The sequence below is a fragment of the Streptomyces tritici genome, assembly GCF_048500665.1.
In the GTDB taxonomy this organism is placed as follows: domain Bacteria; phylum Actinomycetota; class Actinomycetes; order Streptomycetales; family Streptomycetaceae; genus Streptomyces; species Streptomyces tritici.
Genome location: NZ_CP183183.1, coordinates 4072709 through 4091339, shown reverse-complemented (window position 1 = coordinate 4091339; position 18631 = coordinate 4072709). Strand labels below are relative to the sequence as shown.

Annotated in this window: 22 protein-coding genes; 4 read left to right on the top strand and 18 right to left on the bottom strand. The window is 73.4% G+C overall.

Annotated features, from left to right (window positions below):
- The first annotated feature begins 9 nt into the window (after window positions 1-9).
- Complete coding sequence (locus ACNJ93_RS19125; RefSeq protein WP_418958604.1) at window positions 10-1044, top strand: hydroxyacid dehydrogenase; 1035 nt, start codon at window positions 10-12, stop codon at window positions 1042-1044.
- Window positions 1045-1103: 59 nt separating this feature from the next.
- Entirely contained in the window at window positions 1104-1802 is a 699-nt protein-coding gene (locus tag ACNJ93_RS19120; protein WP_418958603.1) for an ester cyclase, read from the top strand.
- 74 nt (window positions 1803-1876) lie between these two features.
- Here the strand turns inward: ACNJ93_RS19120 and groL are convergent, their stop codons facing one another.
- The 4 genes from groL to ACNJ93_RS19100 form a co-directional block, all read right to left on the bottom strand.
- The gene (groL, locus tag ACNJ93_RS19115; RefSeq protein WP_418958602.1) at window positions 1877-3505 is read right to left on the bottom strand and encodes a chaperonin GroEL; all 1629 of its coding nucleotides are present in this window, start codon (window positions 3503-3505) and stop codon (window positions 1877-1879) included.
- A gap of 110 nt (window positions 3506-3615) precedes the next feature.
- Entirely contained in the window at window positions 3616-3924 is a 309-nt protein-coding gene (gene groES / locus ACNJ93_RS19110) for a co-chaperone GroES (protein WP_020132158.1), read from the bottom strand.
- Between the two features lie 157 nt (window positions 3925-4081).
- A complete protein-coding gene (locus ACNJ93_RS19105) occupies window positions 4082-4336 on the bottom strand; it encodes a hypothetical protein (protein ID WP_418958601.1) in 255 nt (84 codons plus the stop codon).
- Window positions 4333-5382 carry a polysaccharide deacetylase family protein gene (locus tag ACNJ93_RS19100; RefSeq protein ID WP_418958600.1) on the bottom strand — a complete coding sequence of 350 codons (1050 nt, stop codon included), beginning with the start codon at window positions 5380-5382 and terminating at the stop codon, window positions 4333-4335. Before ACNJ93_RS19100 ends, ACNJ93_RS19105 begins: the two co-directional genes overlap by 4 nt.
- Window positions 5383-5464: 82 nt before the next feature.
- Here ACNJ93_RS19100 and ACNJ93_RS19095 point away from each other — a divergent pair, with 82 nt between their 5' ends.
- Window positions 5465-6667 (top strand): THUMP-like domain-containing protein, encoded by a 1203-nt coding sequence (locus ACNJ93_RS19095; protein WP_418958599.1) that lies wholly within the window; start codon window positions 5465-5467, stop codon window positions 6665-6667.
- A 39-nt stretch (window positions 6668-6706) separates the two neighbouring features.
- On the opposite strand, the gene ACNJ93_RS19090 is transcribed toward ACNJ93_RS19095, so the two are convergent.
- From ACNJ93_RS19090 to tsaB, 8 genes are all read right to left on the bottom strand, one after another.
- A complete protein-coding gene (locus ACNJ93_RS19090; RefSeq protein WP_418958598.1) occupies window positions 6707-7348 on the bottom strand; it encodes a hypothetical protein in 642 nt (213 codons plus the stop codon).
- Between the two features lie 10 nt (window positions 7349-7358).
- Complete coding sequence (locus ACNJ93_RS19085; RefSeq protein ID WP_418958597.1) at window positions 7359-8621, bottom strand: RNA polymerase sigma factor; 1263 nt, start codon at window positions 8619-8621, stop codon at window positions 7359-7361.
- Between the two features lie 40 nt (window positions 8622-8661).
- Window positions 8662-9021, bottom strand: coding sequence for a YciI family protein (locus tag ACNJ93_RS19080; protein WP_418958596.1), 360 nt, complete (start codon window positions 9019-9021; stop codon window positions 8662-8664).
- A gap of 137 nt (window positions 9022-9158) precedes the next feature.
- Window positions 9159-9998: a polysaccharide deacetylase family protein gene (locus ACNJ93_RS19075; RefSeq protein WP_418958595.1), complete on the bottom strand. Its 840-nt coding sequence runs from the start codon at window positions 9996-9998 to the stop codon at window positions 9159-9161.
- Between the two features lie 63 nt (window positions 9999-10061).
- On the bottom strand, window positions 10062-10340 hold the full coding sequence (locus tag ACNJ93_RS19070; protein ID WP_418958594.1) for a hypothetical protein: 279 nt from the start codon (window positions 10338-10340) through the stop codon (window positions 10062-10064).
- The gene (tsaD, locus tag ACNJ93_RS19065) at window positions 10337-11443 is read right to left on the bottom strand and encodes a tRNA (adenosine(37)-N6)-threonylcarbamoyltransferase complex transferase subunit TsaD (protein WP_418958593.1); all 1107 of its coding nucleotides are present in this window, start codon (window positions 11441-11443) and stop codon (window positions 10337-10339) included. The genes ACNJ93_RS19070 and tsaD overlap by 4 nt, the downstream gene beginning before the upstream one ends.
- A complete protein-coding gene (gene rimI / locus ACNJ93_RS19060) occupies window positions 11433-11903 on the bottom strand; it encodes a ribosomal protein S18-alanine N-acetyltransferase (RefSeq protein ID WP_418961464.1) in 471 nt (156 codons plus the stop codon). Before rimI ends, tsaD begins: the two co-directional genes overlap by 11 nt.
- Before the next feature lie 20 nt (window positions 11904-11923).
- The gene (tsaB, locus tag ACNJ93_RS19055) at window positions 11924-12577 is read right to left on the bottom strand and encodes a tRNA (adenosine(37)-N6)-threonylcarbamoyltransferase complex dimerization subunit type 1 TsaB (protein ID WP_418958592.1); all 654 of its coding nucleotides are present in this window, start codon (window positions 12575-12577) and stop codon (window positions 11924-11926) included.
- Window positions 12578-12682: 105 nt separating this feature from the next.
- On the opposite strand from tsaB, the gene ACNJ93_RS19050 reads away from it, so the two are divergent.
- The gene (locus tag ACNJ93_RS19050) at window positions 12683-13246 is read left to right on the top strand and encodes a hypothetical protein (RefSeq protein WP_418958591.1); all 564 of its coding nucleotides are present in this window, start codon (window positions 12683-12685) and stop codon (window positions 13244-13246) included.
- Window positions 13247-13288: 42 nt separating this feature from the next.
- Here ACNJ93_RS19050 and ACNJ93_RS19045 read toward each other — a convergent pair whose 3' ends face one another.
- From ACNJ93_RS19045 to ACNJ93_RS19020, 6 genes are all read right to left on the bottom strand, one after another.
- Entirely contained in the window at window positions 13289-13459 is a 171-nt protein-coding gene (locus ACNJ93_RS19045) for a hypothetical protein (protein ID WP_418958590.1), read from the bottom strand.
- A gap of 100 nt (window positions 13460-13559) precedes the next feature.
- The gene (gene tsaE, locus ACNJ93_RS19040; protein ID WP_418958589.1) at window positions 13560-14069 is read right to left on the bottom strand and encodes a tRNA (adenosine(37)-N6)-threonylcarbamoyltransferase complex ATPase subunit type 1 TsaE; all 510 of its coding nucleotides are present in this window, start codon (window positions 14067-14069) and stop codon (window positions 13560-13562) included.
- Window positions 14041-15234 carry an alpha/beta fold hydrolase gene (locus tag ACNJ93_RS19035; protein WP_418958588.1) on the bottom strand — a complete coding sequence of 398 codons (1194 nt, stop codon included), beginning with the start codon at window positions 15232-15234 and terminating at the stop codon, window positions 14041-14043. Before ACNJ93_RS19035 ends, tsaE begins: the two co-directional genes overlap by 29 nt.
- Window positions 15235-15247: 13 nt before the next feature.
- A complete protein-coding gene (gene alr, locus ACNJ93_RS19030; protein ID WP_418958587.1) occupies window positions 15248-16402 on the bottom strand; it encodes an alanine racemase in 1155 nt (384 codons plus the stop codon).
- Between the two features lie 62 nt (window positions 16403-16464).
- On the bottom strand, window positions 16465-17061 hold the full coding sequence (locus ACNJ93_RS19025) for a DUF4291 domain-containing protein (RefSeq protein WP_418958586.1): 597 nt from the start codon (window positions 17059-17061) through the stop codon (window positions 16465-16467).
- Window positions 17062-17197: 136 nt separating this feature from the next.
- Complete coding sequence (locus ACNJ93_RS19020; RefSeq protein ID WP_418958585.1) at window positions 17198-18628, bottom strand: NAD(P)H-hydrate dehydratase; 1431 nt, start codon at window positions 18626-18628, stop codon at window positions 17198-17200.
- Window positions 18629-18631 lie beyond the last annotated feature (3 nt).

Here is an 18631-nt window from a genome sequence, read left to right as displayed (position 1 = left end):
TGTTCCACGATGCACGACACCACTGACAACCGCCCCGCCCTGCTCCTCGCCATGGGCCCCGGCGTCGCGGAACGCCTGCTGACCGACGCCCACCGGGCCCGGCTCACCGCCCTCGCCCGCACCGACCCGCACCTCGTCGCGCACGACCTCACGGCCCCGGACGCCGCGGTCGCGCAGGCCCTGCGCGAGGCCGAGATCCTGCTCACCTGCTGGGGCGCGCCCCCGCTCACCGCCGAGGTCCTCGACCGCGCGCCCCGCCTCCGGGCCGTCGTGCACGCCGCCGGCTCCGTCAAGCACCACGTCACCGACGCCTGCTGGGAACGCGGCCTCGCCGTCACCTCGGCCGCCGCCGCCAACGCCCTGCCGGTCGCCGAGTACACGCTCGCCGCGATCCTGCTCGCCGGGAAGCGGGCGCTGCCCGCCGCCCGCCGGTACGCGCGGCTGCGCGCCCCGCACGACTGGCTCGCCGAGTCGGACCAGGAGCACTGGGGCAACTACCGCCGGACGGTCGGTCTGATCGGCGCCTCGCGGATCGGCCGCCGGGTGATCGAGCTGCTGCGCCCCTTCGACTTCGAGGTCCTGCTCCACGACCCGTACGTCACCCCCGACGAGGCGGCCGCCCTCGGGGTCGAGGCCACCGGCCTGGACGAACTCTGCGCGCGCAGCTCCGTCGTCTCCGTCCACGCGCCCCAACTGCCCGCAACGCACCGGATGATCGACGCCCGCCGGCTGGCCCTGATCCCCGACGGCGGCACGCTGATCAACACCGCCCGCGGTTCCCTCGTCGACGAGGAGGCGCTGCTCCCCCACCTCACCTCCGGCCGGCTGCACGCCGTCCTCGACGTGACCGACCCCGAGGTGCCCCCGCCCGGCTCCCCGCTGTACGGGCTCCCCAACGTGCTGCTCACCCCGCACATCGCCGGTTCGCTCGGCAACGAGCTGCACCGGATGGCGGACCACGCGCTGGACGAGGTGGCCCGGTACGGGCGCGGCGAGCCCTTCGCGGAGGCCGTGGTGCCGGCGGATCTCACCAGGTCGGCGTAGACCCTGGCTTCTAGAATGGGCTTGTCCGCTTCGTCCGGGGGTGTCCGGGAGGCTTCGTCATGACATTCGTACAGATAATCGACTGCAAGACGACCCGGGTCGACGATCTCAACCGGCTCATGGACAAGTGGGTGGAGCAGACCAAGGGCAAGCGCACCGCCACCCACAGCATCGTCGGCACGGACCGGTCCGACGCCTCGCACGTCGTGGAGATCGTCGAGTTCCCCTCGTACGAGGACGCGATGCGCAACTCGCAGCTCCCCGAGACGGACCGGATCTTCCGCGAGATGGTCGCGCTCTGTGACGAGATGCCGACCTTCACCGACCTCGACGTGGTGCGCGACGAGTCGCTGACCAAGGCCAACGTCCGCCGCCTCCTGGAGATGATCGCCTCCGAGGACGACACCGCCCTGCTCGACGAGGTCCTGGCCGAGGGCTACCACGACCACGACCCGACCAATCCGCAGGACACCTACGGGATGGACGCCGTCCGCCGCGAGGTGCGGATGTGGCGGGACGCGTTCGACTTCCGCTTCACCGTCGAGGACCAGATCGCCGAGGGCGACCGGGTGTGCACCCGCTGGACCTGGAACGGCACGCACAACGGCGACTTCATGGGGATCCAGCCCACCGGCATGGACGTCACCATGACCGGCACGGTGATCCACCGCTGCCGCGAGGACGGCAAGCTCGTCGAGGGCTGGTGGCAGTACGACATGCTCGGCCTGATGGGGCAGCTGGGCGCGGTCGAGGCCTGACGAAGCCCGGGAACGGGCGAAGGCCCCCGTTCCCTTCCCGGGAACGGGGACCTTCGCTGTCCGGATCTACGCGATCAGTGGGCGTGGCCGTGACCGTGGCCGTGGCCCGCGGCGGCCTCTTCCTCTTCCTTCTTCTCGACGACCAGGGTCTCGGTCGTGAGCAGCAGGGAGGCGATGGAGGCGGCGTTCTCCAGGGCGGAGCGGGTGACCTTCACCGGGTCGATGACGCCGGCCTTGACCAGGTCGCCGTACTCGCCGGTGGCGGCGTTGAAGCCGTTGCCCTTGTCGAGCTCCGCCACCTTCGAGGTGATGACGTAGCCCTCGAGGCCGGCGTTCTCGGCGATCCAGCGCAGCGGCTCGACGGCGGCGCGGCGGACGACCGCGACACCCGTGGCCTCGTCGCCGGTCTTGTCGAGGTTGCCCTCCAGGACCTTGACGGCGTGGACCAGGGCGGAGCCACCACCGGAGACGATGCCCTCCTCGACCGCGGCGCGGGTCGCGGAGATGGCGTCCTCCAGACGGTGCTTCTTCTCCTTCAGCTCCACCTCGGTGGCGGCGCCGACCTTGATCACGCACACGCCGCCGGCCAGCTTCGCGAGGCGCTCCTGGAGCTTCTCGCGGTCCCAGTCGGAGTCCGTGGTCTCGATCTCGGCCTTGATCTGCGCGACGCGGCCGGCCACGTCCTCGCTGTTGCCGCCGCCGTCGACGATCGTGGTGTCGTCCTTGGTGACGGTGACGCGGCGGGCGGAGCCCAGCACGTCCAGACCGGCCTGGTCCAGCTTGAGGCCGACCTCCTCGGCGATGACGGTGGCGCCGGTGAGCGTCGCCATGTCGCCGAGCATCGCCTTGCGGCGGTCGCCGAAGCCGGGGGCCTTGACGGCCACCGCGTTGAAGGTGCCGCGGATCTTGTTGACGACCAGGGTCGACAGGGCCTCGCCCTCGACGTCCTCGGCGATGATCAGCAGCGGCTTGGAGCCACCGGCCTGGATGATCTTCTCGAGGATCGGCAGGAGGTCCTGGATGGAGGAGATCTTGCCCTGGTGGATCAGGATGTACGGGTCGTCGAGGACGGCCTCCATACGCTCCTGGTCGGTCACCATGTACGGGGACAGGTAGCCCTTGTCGAAGGCCATGCCCTCGGTGAAGTCCAGCTCCAGACCGAAGGTGTTGGACTCCTCGACGGTGATGACGCCGTCCTTGCCGACCTTGTCCATCGCCTCGGCGATGAGCTCGCCGACCTGCTGGTCCTGCGCGGAGAGCGCGGCCACGGCGGCGATGTCGGACTTGTCGTCGATCGGACGGGCGGTGGCGAGCAGCTCGTCGGAGACGGCCTTGACCGCGGCGTCGATGCCCTTCTTCAGGGCGGCCGGGGAGGCGCCGGCGGCGACGTTGCGCAGGCCCTCGCGGACCAGCGCCTGGGCCAGCACGGTGGCGGTGGTGGTGCCGTCGCCCGCGATGTCGTTGGTCTTGGTCGCCACCTCCTTCACGAGCTGCGCGCCGAGGTTCTCGTACGGGTCCTCGATCTCGACCTCGCGGGCGATCGTGACACCGTCGTTGGTGATGGTGGGGGCGCCGAACTTCTTGTCGATGACGACGTTGCGACCCTTCGGGCCGATCGTCACCTTGACCGTGTCGGCCAGCTTGTTGACGCCGCGCTCAAGGGCGCGACGGGCGTCCTCGTCGAACTTCAGGATCTTCGCCATGGGAGCGATTCAGCCCTCTCGGAATTCGTGGTGAAACGAACCACGCCCCTGGACGCCCAATGCGGGGTCAGGGGCGTGGCTCAAAGCATCTGGCTCAGGTGCCGGGTGACTTACTTCTCGATGATCGCGAGCACGTCGCGAGCCGAGAGGACGAGGTACTCCTCGCCGTTGTACTTCACCTCGGTGCCGCCGTACTTGCTGTAGAGCACGACGTCGCCGACCTTCACGTCGAGCGGCAGGCGCTCGCCGTTCTCGAAGCGGCCCGGACCCACGGCGAGGACGGCGCCCTCCTGGGGCTTCTCCTTCGCGGTGTCCGGGATGACCAGGCCAGAGGCGGTGGTCTGCTCGGCGTCGAGCGGCTGGACCACGATGCGGTCCTCGAGCGGCTTGATGGCAACCTTGGAGCTGGTGGTCGTCACGATCCGACCTCCCCCTTCGGAGATCTCACGGGGTCTACTGTCTGAGGTGGCGACCAGGTGGATCCGTCGTCGCGGGTGCCGGACCTGCCCGTCGCTGTGTTGGCACTCTCACGTGGGGAGTGCCAGAGCCGAGACTATGACCGCGATTAGCACTCGGTCAAGCGGAGTGCCAATTCAGGACCGCGCGCCGCTCCGAAGGAGCCGGAGCGGGGGCGGGATCCGCCGCCCGCACCGCATGTCCGACCGCTTTTCTGCCCAGACGTTCGATCGGGTCCACCGCGTCCCCGCACGCCGCGCAGCCGGGCGCGGCGAACAGCGCGCCCGCCGCGAGGAGTCCGGCGAGCGGCCGCCGGGCCGAACGCGCCGTACTCGCCGTACGGGCGGTACGGACCCGGCGCGCGGCCCGGCTCATACGTAGTCCTCCAGGCGGGCGACCGCGTAGCCCTTGGCCGTGACGGTCTTCATCACCTGCCGGATCATGTCCGGCATCGTGCCCTTCCAGTCCTCCTTGCCGCGGAAGTGCGTGAGGATGATGTCGCCGGGGTGCAGGTCGCGGTCCCACTCGCGCCACTCCATCCGGTCCGGGAACGCCTCGGCGGCCCACAGCGGCACGGCCTTGACCCCGCAGGACTGGGCAGCACGCAGGGTGTCCTCGTTGTAGTTGCCGTACGGCGGGCGGAACAGCGGCGGCCGCGTGCCGTAGCGCTTCTCCAGGTTGGCCTGCTGGTCGCAGATCTCCCGCTTCTGCTGGGCGTAGGACAGGCCCGGCATGTAACGGTGGTTCAGGGTGTGGTTGTGCAGCGCGACCCCGGCGTCCCGCATCTTCTTGAAGTAGCCGTAGTCCTCCTTGACGAGGTAGTCGCTCAGGAAGGCGCTGTACGGGATCTGCAGCTCGGACATCATCCGCAGCAGCTCGGGGTCCTTCTCCGCGCCGTCGTCGATCGTCAGGAAGACGATCTTCTCCTTGGTGGGCACGGTGGTGAAGACCGGCGGCAGTCCCTCGCCGTCGGTCTCGAAGCCCTTGCGGGTGGTGATCCTCGGCTTGACCGCGGGCGGCGGGGGCGCGGGCAGCGGGGTCTGCGCCAGGCCCCACTTCCGGGCCGCCACGGCGCGGGCGGCCTGCGCCTTGCGGACCTTCTCCACGTACGCGGCGAGCGCCCCGGCCGTCCCGCGGTCCTCGGCGCGCGCGCCGGGCGCGGCGGCGGGCTTGCCGTGCGCGGGGTCGGCGCCGGGGCGCTTCTCCGCGCCGCCGGGCGCGGCAACGCCCGCGGCGTCGACGGCGGACGGCCCGGAGCAGGCGGAGGCGAGCGCGCCGGCGAGGACGGCGGCGAGCGCGATGCCCGTACGCGTCACGATGCCCGTACGTGTCACGCCCCCCGTACGCGTCACGGCGGCGCGGCGCCGGGCGGCACGCGGATCCTTCATCCCGGTTTCTTCCTTTTGTCGTACTGGCTGCATGGGGCCGCATCCTGTCAGCGCGGAGCCCCTCCCCCGCGCCGACACCGCCGCCCGGCGCGCGCGGTCCCCCGGCTGGCCCACAATGGGGCAGGTGACCGATCTCGCCGCCTTCCGCTCGCTGCTCACCCCCGAGGGCCAGGACCTGCTCGCCGCCCTGCGCGACTACGACCCGGCCCAGGAGCTCGCGGTCGCCTCCCGGCTGCGCCGCGAGCACCCCGCGGAGCTGGTCACGGCGGCGCTGGCCCAGGCCCGGCTGCGGCAACGGGCGGTGGCCAAGTTCGGCGCGGAGGACGCGTACCGGATGTACTTCACGCCGCACGGCGTCGAGCAGTCGACGCGGGCGACGGTCGGCGCGTACCGGGCCGCGCGGCTGCGCGGACTGGGCGTGCGCAGCGTGGCGGACCTGTGCTCCGGCGTCGGCGGCGACGCGCTCGCGCTGGCCCGCGCCGGGATCCGGGTGCTCGCGGTGGACCGCGACCCGCTGACCGCCGAGGCGGCCCGCGCCAACGCGGAGGCGCTCGGCCTCGCGGACCTGATCGACGTGCGCTGCGCCGACGTCACGGACGTCGACACCGGCCCGTACGACGCGGTCTTCGTCGACCCGGCGCGGCGCGGTGGGCGCGGCCGGATCTTCGATCCGGAGGCGTACTCGCCGCCGCTGTCCTGGGCCGTCGGTGCGGCCCGCGGGGCCCCGCACGCCGCCCTGAAGATCGCCCCCGGCATCCCGCACGAGGCGGTGCCCGAGGAGGCCGAGGCGGAGTGGATCTCGGACGGCGGGGACGTGAAGGAGGCCGTGCTCTGGTTCGGCACCGCGCCGGGCGCGCGCCGCGCCACCCTGCTGCCGTCCGGGGCCTCGCTGACCGGCCGCGGGCTGCCCGACCCGGAGGTCCGGAAGGTCGGCCGCTACCTGTACGAGCCGGACGGCGCGGTCATCCGCGCGCACCTCGTCGCGGAGGTCGCCGAGGAGCTGGACGGCGGGCTGGTCGACGCGACCATCGCGTACGTCACCGCCGACGAGCTGCGCCCCACGCCGTACGCGACCGCGTACGAGATCACCGACGAACTGCCCTTCAACCTCAAGAAGCTGAAGGCCCTGCTGCGCGAGCGCGAGATCGGCACGCTGACCGTGAAGAAGCGCGGCTCGGCGGTGGAGCCGGAGGAACTGCGCCGGAAGATGAAGCTCAAGGGCCGGAACGCCACGACGGTGTTCCTCACCCGGGTGGCCGGCGCCCCGACGATGCTCCTCGGCCACCCCGCGGGCGCCGCGGGCCGGGACGCCCGCTAGGGGGTGTCCGGAAAGTCCCGCCTTGCTCGGCGGACGACGCTACTTTCCGGACACCCCCAAGCCGCCGAGGCGGACCGCGAGCCGGTAGTGGGCGTACGCCTTGGTCAGCCCGATCAGGCCGTGCACCCACAGCACCAGCGCCGCGCCCATGAAGTACGCGACCGTCCCGTAGCCGCCGCGCGTCGGGCCGACGACCATGTTCGGCACCGCGAAGGACACCCACAGGCCGAACGCGCACAGCGCGAACGAGAGCACCGCCCAGAGGATGCCGAGCCACGGCTCCCGGACCGCGCGGTCGCGGGCGGCGTCGCGGTCGAGACCGGCCCACTGGGCGAGGCGCTCGCGGCACAGGACGTCCGAGCGGAGGCCGTGCGCCACGCCCCAGACCGTGGGGATCAGCACGGCCGTGCCGAGCGCCGCCATCACGGTCACGGAGATCATCGTCAGCGGGTCGGACAGCTCGTCGTCGAAGATGCCGATGAGCGCGCCGCCCACGAGGCCCCAGCCGAGGTGCGCGAGGACCAGGAACAGCAGGAAGAACGTCAGCCGCCGCCGCCCGAGTTGACGTTTCGTCAACTCGGCCATGGCGCGCGCCCGGTCGGCGAGCAGCGTCTCCCGGTCGGGCCAGGAACGGAGTTCGGCGGGCGGCGGCGGAGGGGGCAGAGGCGTACGACGAGCCATGGCCACGACATTACCGGCCGTCCGGCTCCGTCCCGGCCGAGACCGCGGCCTCCGCCTTGGCCGTCAGCAGCGCGCGCTCGCGCGCGTTGCGGGTCAGCGCCGCCGCCCGCGTGAACTGCGCCCGCGCCTCCTCCGCCCGCCCCAGCCGGGCCAGCAGCTCACCGCGGACGCTGGGCAGCAAGTGGTACTGCTCCAGGCCGGGTTCGGCCGCCGCGAGCCGCTCCACCATGTCGAGCGCGGCCTCGGGGCCGTACGCCATCGACACCGCCACGGCGCGGTTCAGCTCCACCACCGGCGAGGGCGCGGCGGCGGCCAGCCGCTCGTACAGCGCGGCGATCGTCCGCCAGTCGGTGTCCTCGTACCGCACCGCCCGCGCGTGGCAGCCGGCGATCGCGCCCTGCAGCGCGTACGGCCCCGTGCCCGCCCGCTCCAGGGCGGCGAAGCCGCGCCGGATCAGCAGCCGGTTCCAGCGCCGCCGGTTCTGGTCCGCGAGCAGCACCGGCTCCCCGTCCGGCCCGGTGCGCGCCGCGGTCCGCGAGGCCTGGAACTCCAGCAGCGCGGCGAGCCCGTGCACCTCGCCCTCCCCCGGCATCAGCCCCTGGAGCACCCGGACCAGGCGCAGCGCGTCCTCGCAGAGGCCCGGCCGCAGCAGGTCGTCGCCGGCCGTGGCCGCGTAACCCTCGTTGAAGATCAGGTAGATGACCTCCAGGACGGAGCCGAGCCGGGCCGCGCGCTCCTCCCCGTACGGCGCCTCGAACTCCACGCCGGCCTTCGCCAGCGTCCGCTTCGCCCGCACGATGCGCTGGGCGACGGTGGGTTCGGGGACGAGGAAGGCGCGCGCGATCTCGTCCGTGCGCAGCCCGCCGACGAGGCGCAGCGTCAGCGCGGTGCGCGCCTCGGCGGAGAGCACGGGGTGGCAGGCGGTGAACACCAGCCGCAGCAGGTCGTCGTCGATGTCGCCGGGACCGGAGGGCTCGGGGTCGTACGCCTCCTCGGTGAGCTCGCGGCCCGCCTCGGCGAGCTTGCGCGCGTAGACCTCGCGGCGCCGGACGAGGTCGACGGCGCGGTTCTTGGCGGCGGCGGTCAGCCAGGCGCCGGGCCGGTCGGGGATCCCCGACCGCGGCCACTGCTCCAGGGCGGCGACGAGCGCGTCCTGCGCGAGCTCCTCGGCGATGCCGACGTCCCGGACGATGCGCGCCACAGCGGCGACGATCCGGGGGGACTCCATCCGGAAGACCGTCTCCACGGTCGCGGCCGGGCTCTGTGCTGTCACGGCTCACATGACAGCACAGAACGGCGTCCGCGCAGGGGTGTCAGCCCATCTCCTCGATCTCCCGCACCTCGACGGTGACGTCCCAGTACGGCGGGTGGACCTCCAGGAAGCGCCGGCCCCACTCCATGGCCTCGGCCTTGTCCTTGCACTGGGTGATCGAGTAGCCGCCGACGACCTCCTTGGTCTCGGTGAACGGCCCGTCGGTGTAGCTGATCTTGCCGCCCGACCAGTGGATCCGGGTCGACTCGGCGGTGGGCTTGAGCCCGGCGGTCTCCAGCATCACGCCGGCCTTGGTGATCTCCTCGAACAGCGCCATCATGCGCGCGTCGAAGCCCTCGTCGGCGTCCTCCATCTCGAAGGCGCCCTCCTGGATGCGGACCAGTGTCAGAAAGCGCGGCATCACGTACTCCTCGGTGTGCGAGCGGGGCCGTTCCCCGCCTCTCACTCTTCCGTCGAACGGAACGGACGCACTTCGACACACCGCACGAAGATTTTTCCGCCGGCCTCGGACTCCACCGGTCCCGGGCCCCGCCGGTCTCAGACGTAGTCCTCCAGGCGGGCGACCGTGAAGCCCTGGGACTGGATGTGGCGGAGCATGTTGACGGTCATCTTCGTCATCGTCGTGCCCTTGAGCTCGGCCGGGCCGCGGAAGTGGGCGAGGATGATGTCGCCGGGGTGGAGCTTCTTGTCGCCGCGCTGGTACTGCATGTTCTTGATCTGCATGGACTCGCGCCACAGCACGATCGCGTCGACGCCGCAGGAGCCGGCGGCGGTGCGGGTGGCCTCGTTCCAGTTGCCGTACGGCGGGCGGAACAGGCGCGGGGCCGTGCCGTACTTCTCCTTGAGCTTCTGCTGCTGCCCGCAGATCTCGCGGCGCTGCGCCTCCGGGCCGAGGGTGCGCAGGTTCGGGTGGGTGAGGGTGTGGTTGGCGACGCCGTGCCCCTGCGCGGCGAGCTGCCCGAAGTACCCGTAGTCGGTGCGGATCGCCGAATCGGTGAGGAACATCGTCATCGGGATCCCGAGGTCCTTCATCAGCCGGACGAACTCGGGGTCCTTCTCGGCCCCGTCGTCGACGGTGATGAAGACGATCTTCTCGTTCGTCTCGATGTCGCTGATGACCGGCACCGGGCCGCCCGGCTGCCGCTTCACCGGCTTGACCTTCGGCGGGGCGGGCGGGGCCGGGAAGGGCTTCAGGCCCCAGCGGGCGTACGCGGCGGTCCGGTCCGCCTCCGGGTCCTTGTGCTCCGGGGACGGCGTGACCGCCGGCGTCGTCGTCCGTGCCTTCGGCTTCGCGTCCGCGCCCGCCTGCTGCGCGCAGCCCGTCATGAGCAGGGTGGCGACGGTCAGCGCCGCCCACACCACGATCTTCTTGTCCACCCGACACCCCACCCGCACCGAACACGCGACCTACGCCGACATGTTTGATGCGGGAAAGGGCGCTCAGGTTGCCCGGGGGCCGGACTCCGTGTCGACCGATTCGAACCGCCAGCGGTGCACGGGGCGCGTGATCAGCTCCGCCGCCGGCTCGGGCAGCTCCGGCAGCTCCGCGTCGACCGCCGCTGCCTCCCACCACGTCAGGACCAGGACCCGGTCCTGCGGCGCGCGGAAGGTCTCCCGGCGCTCCGGCTCGTACGGCAGGACCTGCGCCCGGGCCCACTCCAGGAGTTCGGCGCCGCGGCCCTGGACCGCGCGCGCCTCCCACATCAGCGTGACCTTCATGCGTACAGGTTCTTCCCGCTGATCTCGTGCACGTGGTCGTGCGCGTGCCCGTGCCCGTTCCCCGGTACGTGCGGGTCCGTCACCGGCAGCGAGGAGTCCGCGGACAGCTCCAGATCGGAGGCCGGCCGGTTGCGGGCCACCATCTCCGCGCCGAGCGCCGCGACCATCGCGCCGTTGTCCGTGCACAGCCCCGGCCGCGGCACGCGCAGCCGGATCCCGGCCCGCTCGCAGCGCTCCTCGGCGAGCGCCCGCAGCCGCGAGTTCGCGGCCACGCCGCCGCCGATCATCAGATGGTCGACGCCCTGGTCCTTGCAGGCCCGTACGGCCTTGCGGGTCAGCACGTCCACCACGGCCTCCTGGAAGGACGCCGCCACGTCCCGCACCGGCACCTCCTCGCCGGCCGCCCGCTTCGCCTCGATCCAGCGGGCCACGGCGGTCTTCAGGCCGGAGAAGGAGAAGTCGTACGCCGGGTCCTTGGCGCCCGTCAGGCCGCGGGGGAAGGCGATCGCCTCCGGGTCGCCCTCCTTGGCGAGCCGGTCGATCACCGGGCCGCCGGGGAAGCCCAGGTCGAGCACGCGGGCGATCTTGTCGAACGCCTCGCCGGCCGCGTCGTCGATCGTCGCGCCCATCGGCCGGACGTCGGAGGTGATGTCCGGCGCGAGCAGCAGCGAGGAGTGCCCGCCGGAGACCAGCAGCGCCATCGTCGGCTCGGGCAGCGGCCCGTGCTCCAGCTGGTCCACGCAGATGTGCGAGGCCAGGTGGTTCACGCCGTACAGCGGCTTGCCGAGCGCGTACGCGTACGCCTTCGCCGCCGAGACGCCGACCAGCAGCGCGCCCGCGAGCCCGGGGCCGGCGGTGACGGCGATGCCGTCGACGTCCTTCGCGGAGATCCCGGCCTTCGCCAGGGCCCGCTCGATGGTGGGGACCATCGCCTCCAGATGGGCGCGCGAGGCGACCTCCGGCACGACGCCGCCGAAGCGGGCGTGCTCGTCGACGCTCGACGCGATCTCGTTCGCCAGCAGCGTCGTGCCCCGGACGATGCCGACCCCGGTCTCGTCGCAGGAGGTCTCGATGCCGAGTACGAGCGGTTCGTCAGCAGCCATCAGAATCAGTCTCAGTTCCTTGAACGGTCAGTCGCATCACGAGGGCGTCGACGTTCCCCGGCTGGTAGTAGCCGCGCCGGAAGCCGATCGGCTCGAAGCCGAAGCGCTCGTACAACTTCTGGGCTCGGGTGTTGTCGACCCGCACCTCCAGCAGCACCTCGTCGCACTCGAAGGCGGTGGCGTGCTGGAGCAGGTCGGTCAGGAGCCGGGCGCCCAGGCCCGTGCCCCACTGGTCGCGGGCGGCGGCGATGGTCTGCACGTCGCCGAGGCCGCCGGCCGCGGCGAGTCCGGCGTAGCCGACCAGCCGCCCGGAGGCGTCCTCGGCGACGACGTACCGGCGGGTGGCCCGCGGGCCCCGGGCGTGTGCCAGCTCGGACCAGAACATGCCGGCGGACCAGGCGTCCTCCGGGAACAGGTCGTGTTCGAGCTCCAGCACCGGCCCGATGTCCCACCAGCGCATCTCGCGCAGCACGACGCCGGTCACGTCGGGGTGACCACCTTGTAGTTCTTCGGCACCTGCGCGTCGGGCCGGCGCAGGTACAGCGGCAGCGGGTCGAGGAACTCCCCGCCCTCGGCCAGCACCTCCGCCGCGCGGGCGGCGAGCGCCGCCGCGGACTGGTGCTCGGGGTCGCGGGCGTCCGGGAAGACGTCCGGGTACAGCAGGGCGCCCGCGCCGACCACCGGCAGTCCGGCCACCCGCTCGGCGATGTCGGCCGGCCGGTCCACGGACGGCTCGCTCACGCGGGTGCGGAAGTCGTCGTAACGGGCCCAGTAGACCTCCTTGCGGCGGGCGTCCGTCGCGACCACGAAGGGCTCGGTGAGTCCGGAGGCGTACGCGAGGCCGTCCAGGGTGCACAGGCCGTGCACCGGGACGCCGAGGGCGGAGGCGAAGGTCGAGGCGGTGACCAGGCCGACCCGCAGTCCCGTGTACGGCCCCGGCCCGACGCCGACGACGACGCCGGTGACGTCGGCGAGCGTGCGGCCGGCCTCCTTCAGGACCGCGTCGACGGCGGGCAGCAGCAGCTCCCCGTGGCGCCGGGCGTCCACCCGGCTCGACTCGGCGACGACGGAGTCGCCGTCGTGGAGGGCGGCGGTGACGGCGGGGGTGGCGGTATCAAGGGCGAGCAAGAGCACGCGAACAGCCTACGGCTCCGGCGGGCGGGGCACGGCGTCCCGTCCCGTCCCCGCCCTGCTGCTAACGTCACCACGGGTACATACGTCTGAGAGGTGGGCAGCACCGTGGCACGTGGCAGCGCGGGATTCGTGACCGGGCTCACGGCGGCCGCACTCGCCGTGGTCGGTTTCCTCGCCTACCAGGCGTCGGCCAACGTCCCCGCCGACCTGTCGGCCTCGCCGAAGCCCAGCGCCTCCGCCACCGCGCCCGCCGCGCCGACCGGCCCGGCCAAGCCGCAGAAGGACCCGCTGGCGATCCCGGCCGACTCCGGCAAGGGGCAGCGCGTGGTGTACGCGCTCTCCGAGAAGCGGGTCTGGCTGGTGGACGACAAGGGCCAGGCCACCAGCACGTTCAAGGTCATGCCGAGCACGGTCCACCCGGCGCCCGGCACGTACCACGTGACCTCGCGGTCCAACACCGTGCGCGGCTCGGACGGGGTGCAGATCGAGCACGTCGTCCGCTTCACCAGCGTCGACGACGTGGCGATCGGCTTCAGCGCGGCCGTGGACGGCTCGCTGCCGACGCCGGACCCGGCGCGCCGGACCGGCGGCATCCGCATGAAGAAGGCGGACGGCAACGCGATGTGGCTGTTCGCCACGATCGGCTCGAAGATCGTCGTCGTCGCCTAGTTCCCCCGTACGAGGGACGACCGGCCTCTCCCCGGAAGGGGCCTAGGCCGCGTCCCGTACGGCCGGCCGTGCCTCTTCCGGGTGTTCGGGCTCCCTGTCGCGCGGCGGGGTCGACACGGCGTCGGCCGCGGCGCAGGAGGCGAGCAGGTCGCGCATGTTCAGCACGGCGCCTCCCGGCACCGTCTCCCGGGTCTCACGCTCTGGCATCGACATGCAGCCTCCCGTAGGTTAGGTGCACCTAACCAAGCTCGTGCCTCCATGTGACCACGTCTCCCACGGCCGACGCAACATCTTCCCGACACCTTGTCGGAACCTACGTGAGCTCCAGGTCCTCGCCGGCCCAGCGCGCGCCGATGCCGCGCAGCACGACCGTGCGCCGGTCGTCGTCCGTGTCGCCGACCACACGGTGGATCAGCACGTGCAGCCGGTCGTCGGTGAGGTCCTCGACCTTGCCGTCGCCCCACTCCACGACGACCACCGAATCGGGCAGCGAGACGTCGAGGTCCAGGTCCTCCATCTCGTCCAGACCGCCGCCGAGCCGGTACGCGTCGACGTGCACCAGCGCCGGGCCGCCGGTGAGGGACGGGTGGACGCGGGCGATGACGAAGGTGGGCGAGGTGACGGCGCCGCGCACGCCCAGTCCTTCGCCCAGGCCGCGGGTCAGGGTCGTCTTGCCGGCGCCGAGTTCGCCGGTGAGCATGACGAGGTCACCGGGACGCAGCAGTGTGGCGAGCCGCCTTCCGAGCTCCTGCATCTGCCCGGGGGAATCGACGGCGAGGGTGGCCTCGGCGGCCTCAGCGGCCGGAGTCTGCGGTGCTTCCATGCGTCCCCACGTTAGTCGCTGCCGAGACGGCGCCGACGCGCACGAGCAGGTCGGCGAGGCGGTCGGTGACGGTCTCCGGGTGCTCCAGCATCACCAGGTGCCCGGCGTCGGGGACGATGACCAGCTCGGCGTCCGGCAGCAGGGCCGCGATGGCCTCGGTGTGCGAACTGGGCGTGATCATGTCGTGGTCGCCGGCCAGCGCGAGGACGGGCGTCGCGGCGAAGGCGGCCAGCGCCTCCGCCTTGTCGTGCTCGGCGAAGGCCGGATAGAACTCGGCGACCACGTCGATCGGCGTCGACTCGATCATCCGCTCGGCGAAGCGCGCGACGGCCGGGTCCACCTCGCGCGAGGAGAACGAGTACCTCTTGATCAGGCCGGCGAACAGGTCGGCGGTCGCGCGGCGGCCGCGCTCCACCAGCTCCGGCTGCGAGCCCAGGGCGCGCAGCACGCCCGGCAGCACCCGCCGCACCATGCCCACGCCCACGCTGGGCAGCCCGAACGTGACCTCCGCGAGCCGGCCGGCCGAGGTGCCGACGAACGCGACGCCCACGACCCGCTCGCGGATCAGGTCCGGGTACTGGTCGGCCAGCGCCATCACCGTCATGCCGCCCATGGAGTGGCCCACCAGGACCAGCGGGCCCTCGGGCGCGGCGGCGTCGATGACGGCCTTCAGGTCCCGGCCCAGCTGGTCGATGGAGACCGGCACCCCGTCCGCGCCGGACTGGGCGACGCCCCGGGCCGAACGGCCGTGGCTGCGCTGGTCCCAGTACACGGTGCGGACCAGGCCGCGCAGGGCGGCGCGCTGGAAGTGCCAGGAGTCCTGGCCGAGGCAGTAGCCGTGGCTGAAGACGACGGTGACGGGGGCGGGGCTGCGGCGCCCGAAGAGCCGGCGGCGGCGCTTCTCGCCGGGCTGCGGTTCGACGTCGTCGACCTCGTAGTACAGGACGGTGCCGTCGTCGGCGACGGCACGGCCGGAGACGCCGCGGAGCGAGCCGTACGGGCCGGCGGCGTCGAGGGCGAGCCGGGCCTTCTTGCGCATGCCGCGGCCCACGGTGAGCCGTTCGACGGCGACGCCCGCCGCCGCGCCGGCGGCGAGGACGCCTATCGCGGCACCGGCGAGACCTGCCCGGCGCCAGGCGGCGTCCCCGACGGTGCTCTCGCTCACGTCCGCTCCCCCCTCAGTGGTCCTCGTCGACGTAGACGCGCGGGACGCGCGCGCCGATGCGGGTGACGATCTCGTACGCGATGGTGCCGGCGGCGTCCGCCCAGTCCTGCGCGGTCGGCTCGCCGCGGTCGCCGGGGCCGAAGAGCAGGGCCTCCGTGCCCGGGGCGGGCTCGTCGCCGTCGAGGTCGACGACGAACTGGTCCATGGCGACCCGGCCGGCGACCGTGCGGACCTTGCCGTCGACGAGCACGGGACCGCGGCCGGAGGCGTGCCGGGGTACGCCGTCGGCGTAGCCGAGGGGCACCAGGCCGAGGGTGGTCTCGCGCGCGGTCGTGTAGTGGTGCCCGTACGAGACGCCGTGCCCGGCGGGCGCGTGCTTGACGAGGGCGACCGAGGCGGCGAGGGACATGACGGGCCGGAGCCCGAAGTCGGCCGGGGCGCCGAGCTCGGGGCTGGGCGAGACGCCGTACATGGCGATCCCGGGCCGCACCAGGTCGAAGTGGGACTCGGGCAGCGTGAGCGTGGCCGGCGAGTTGGCGATGTGCCGCACCTCGGGGGTGACGCCGGCCTTCTCGGCGTGCTCCAGCATGGAGTGGAAGAGGTCCAGCTGGGCGGTGATCGAGGGGTGACCGGGCTCGTCGGCGCAGGCGAAGTGCGACCAGAGGCCGGTGATGCGGAGCAGTCCCTGCTCCTGGGCGCGCAGGGCCTCGCCGACGAGCTGGGGCCAGTCGGCGGGCTGGCACCCGTTGCGCCCGAGACCGGTGTCGGCCTTGAGCTGCACGCGGGCCGGCCGGCCGGTGCGGCGGGCGGCGTCGACCACCTCGCGCAGCGCCCACATCCCGCTCAGGGACATGTCGAGGTCGGCCTCGATGCCCTGGTCCCAGGGGTCGCCGGGGGTCCAGAGCCAGCACATGACGCGCGCGTCCGTGATCCCGGCGGCGCGCAGCGCCAGCGCCTCGTGCGGCGTGGCGGTGCCGAGCCAGGTCGCGCCGGCCTCCAGCGCGGCCCGCGCGCAGGGCACGGCGCCGTGCCCGTACGCGTCCGCCTTGACGACGCCCATGACCTGGACGTGGGGCGCGACGCGGGCGCGCAGCGTGCGCACGTTGGCACGCAGCGCCCCGAGGTCGATCTCGGCGCGGGCTCGGCGGGGCGGCGGTGTCTGGCTCATCGCGCCCAGTCTCTCAGGTGTCCCCACCCCGACACCCGCAGCGCCCTGTCACGGAGGTCACGTCAGCCCTCGCGGACCCCCAGGTGCGCCAGGCCGCCGACCGGGTACGGCCGCTCCTCGGGCAGCAGCGCCCGCGCCCCGCCGAGGTCCCCGTCCCGTACGAGGGCGTGGACGGCGTGCGCGGTCGCGGTCACGTCCGTGACGGAGACGAGCCACTCGTCGGCGTACCGGCGGGCCGCCTCCCCGGCCAGGCCGAGCTGGAGGGAGCGGTACGGCAGCGGCCGCAGGCGCAGGTCGCGCTCGGGGTCCCACTGCACCCGCGCCGGAGCGCGCCGCAGTTCGCGCTGCCAGGACGCCCGGTCGGGGTGGAGGCCGCGCACGTAGTGCGAGAGACAGGCGTGCTCCAGCGCCCAGTCGAAGCCCTCGCGGCTGATCTCGACGGCGAGGACGGTCTCCTGACCCTCCTTCGTCGCCCAGCCGCAGCGGTACATCATCCACAGGAACGACGGCTTGATCCACGTCATCCGGTCCCGCTTCCAGGCGGCGGGGAACCGCCCGTCCCGCGCCGCGGGCAGGCCGAGCTCGGGCCGGTACGCCTGGTAGACGGTGACGGTGGACTCGGTGAAACGGGCACGGACGCGGTGCTGCGGTTCTGACATCCGCTCACCCTGGCCCGAGCGGCCGTGACCGCGCCAGGCGTTTTCCGCCGGGGCCAGGGGGTGTCTTGCCGATCGGGCCGGATCGGCGAGCGTGCGGGCCAGACGTCGGGAGCCCGGCATGATCGGCGAGACACCCCTACACGGTCGTCACGTCCGACCAGGCTCTCGGGAGGGTGGCCGCCACGTCGGTCGCCGTGACCGGGGTGGCGGTGGCGGAGGTCAGGCGGGCGGCGAGGCCGTGGAGGTAGGCGGCGGCCGAGGCGGCGTCGCGGGCGGGGAGGCCCGCGGCCAGGAGGGAGCCCGCCAGACCCGACAGGACGTCGCCGCTGCCGGCCGTCGCCAGCCACGGCGTGCCCGTGGGGTTCGCCCGGACCGGGGCGCCGTCCGGGTCCGCGACCAGGGTCGTCGAGCCCTTCAGGAGGACCGTCGCGCCGAAACGCGCCGTCAGTTCCCGGACCGCCCACAGCCGGTGCGCCTCGACCTCGGCCCGTTCCACGCCCAGCAGGGCCGCCGCCTCCCCGGCGTGCGGGGTGAGCAGCGTGGGCGCCGCCCGGCCCCGTACCGCCTCCGGCGACAGGTCCCGCAGCCCGTCCGCGTCCAGCAGGACCGGGACGTCGGACGCCAGGACCTCGGCCACGCCCGGTTCGTCGCCGAGCCCCGGGCCCGCCACCCACGCCTGGACCCGCCCCGCCTTCTCCGGCGGGCCGGGGTGCACCAGGGTCTCCGGGAAGCGCGCGAGGACCGCGTCCGTGGCCGGCCCCACGTACCGCACCGCCCCCGCCCCGCCCCGCAGCGCCCCCGCGACCGCGAGCACCGCCGCGCCCGGGTAGCGGGCGGAGCCCGCGACCACGCCCACCACGCCCCGCCGGTACTTGTCGCTCGACGCGAACGGCACCGGCAGCAGCCGGGCCACGTCCTCGTGCTGCAGCGCCTCCATGTCGGGCACCGACGGCAGCGTCGCGCCGAGGCCGATGTCCACCAGCCGCACCGCGCCCGCGTACTCCCGCGCCGGGTCGATCAGCAGCCCCGGCTTGTACGTCCCGAAGGTCACCGTCGCGTCCGCCCGCAGCGCCTCGCCGCTCACCTCACCGGTGTCCGCGTCGATGCCGCTCGGCAGGTCCACGGCGACCACCACCGCGTCCGAACCGCGCGCCGCCCGCGCGACCGGCACCGCCTCGGGCCGCAGCCCGCCCCGCCCGCCGATGCCGGTGATCCCGTCGAGCACCAGGTCCGCCGCGGCCAGCGCCTCGAACGGGTCGTCGCTCACCCGCCCGCCGGCCGCCCGCAGCGCCGCGAGCCCCGCCTCGTGCACCCGCGCGCCGAGCGGCACGGCCGTCACGCCCGCCCCGCGCCGGGCGAGCCGGGCGCCCGCGTACAGCGTGTCGCCGCCGTTGTCGCCGCTGCCGACGAGCAGCACGACCCGCGCCCCGTACACCCGCCCCAGCAGCGAGCAGCACGCGGCCGCCAGCCCCGCCGCCGCGCGCTGCATCAGCGCGCCCTCCGGCAGCCGCGCCATCAGCGCGGCCTCCGCGGCCCGTACGGTCTCCACCCGGTGAGCGTTGCGCATGGG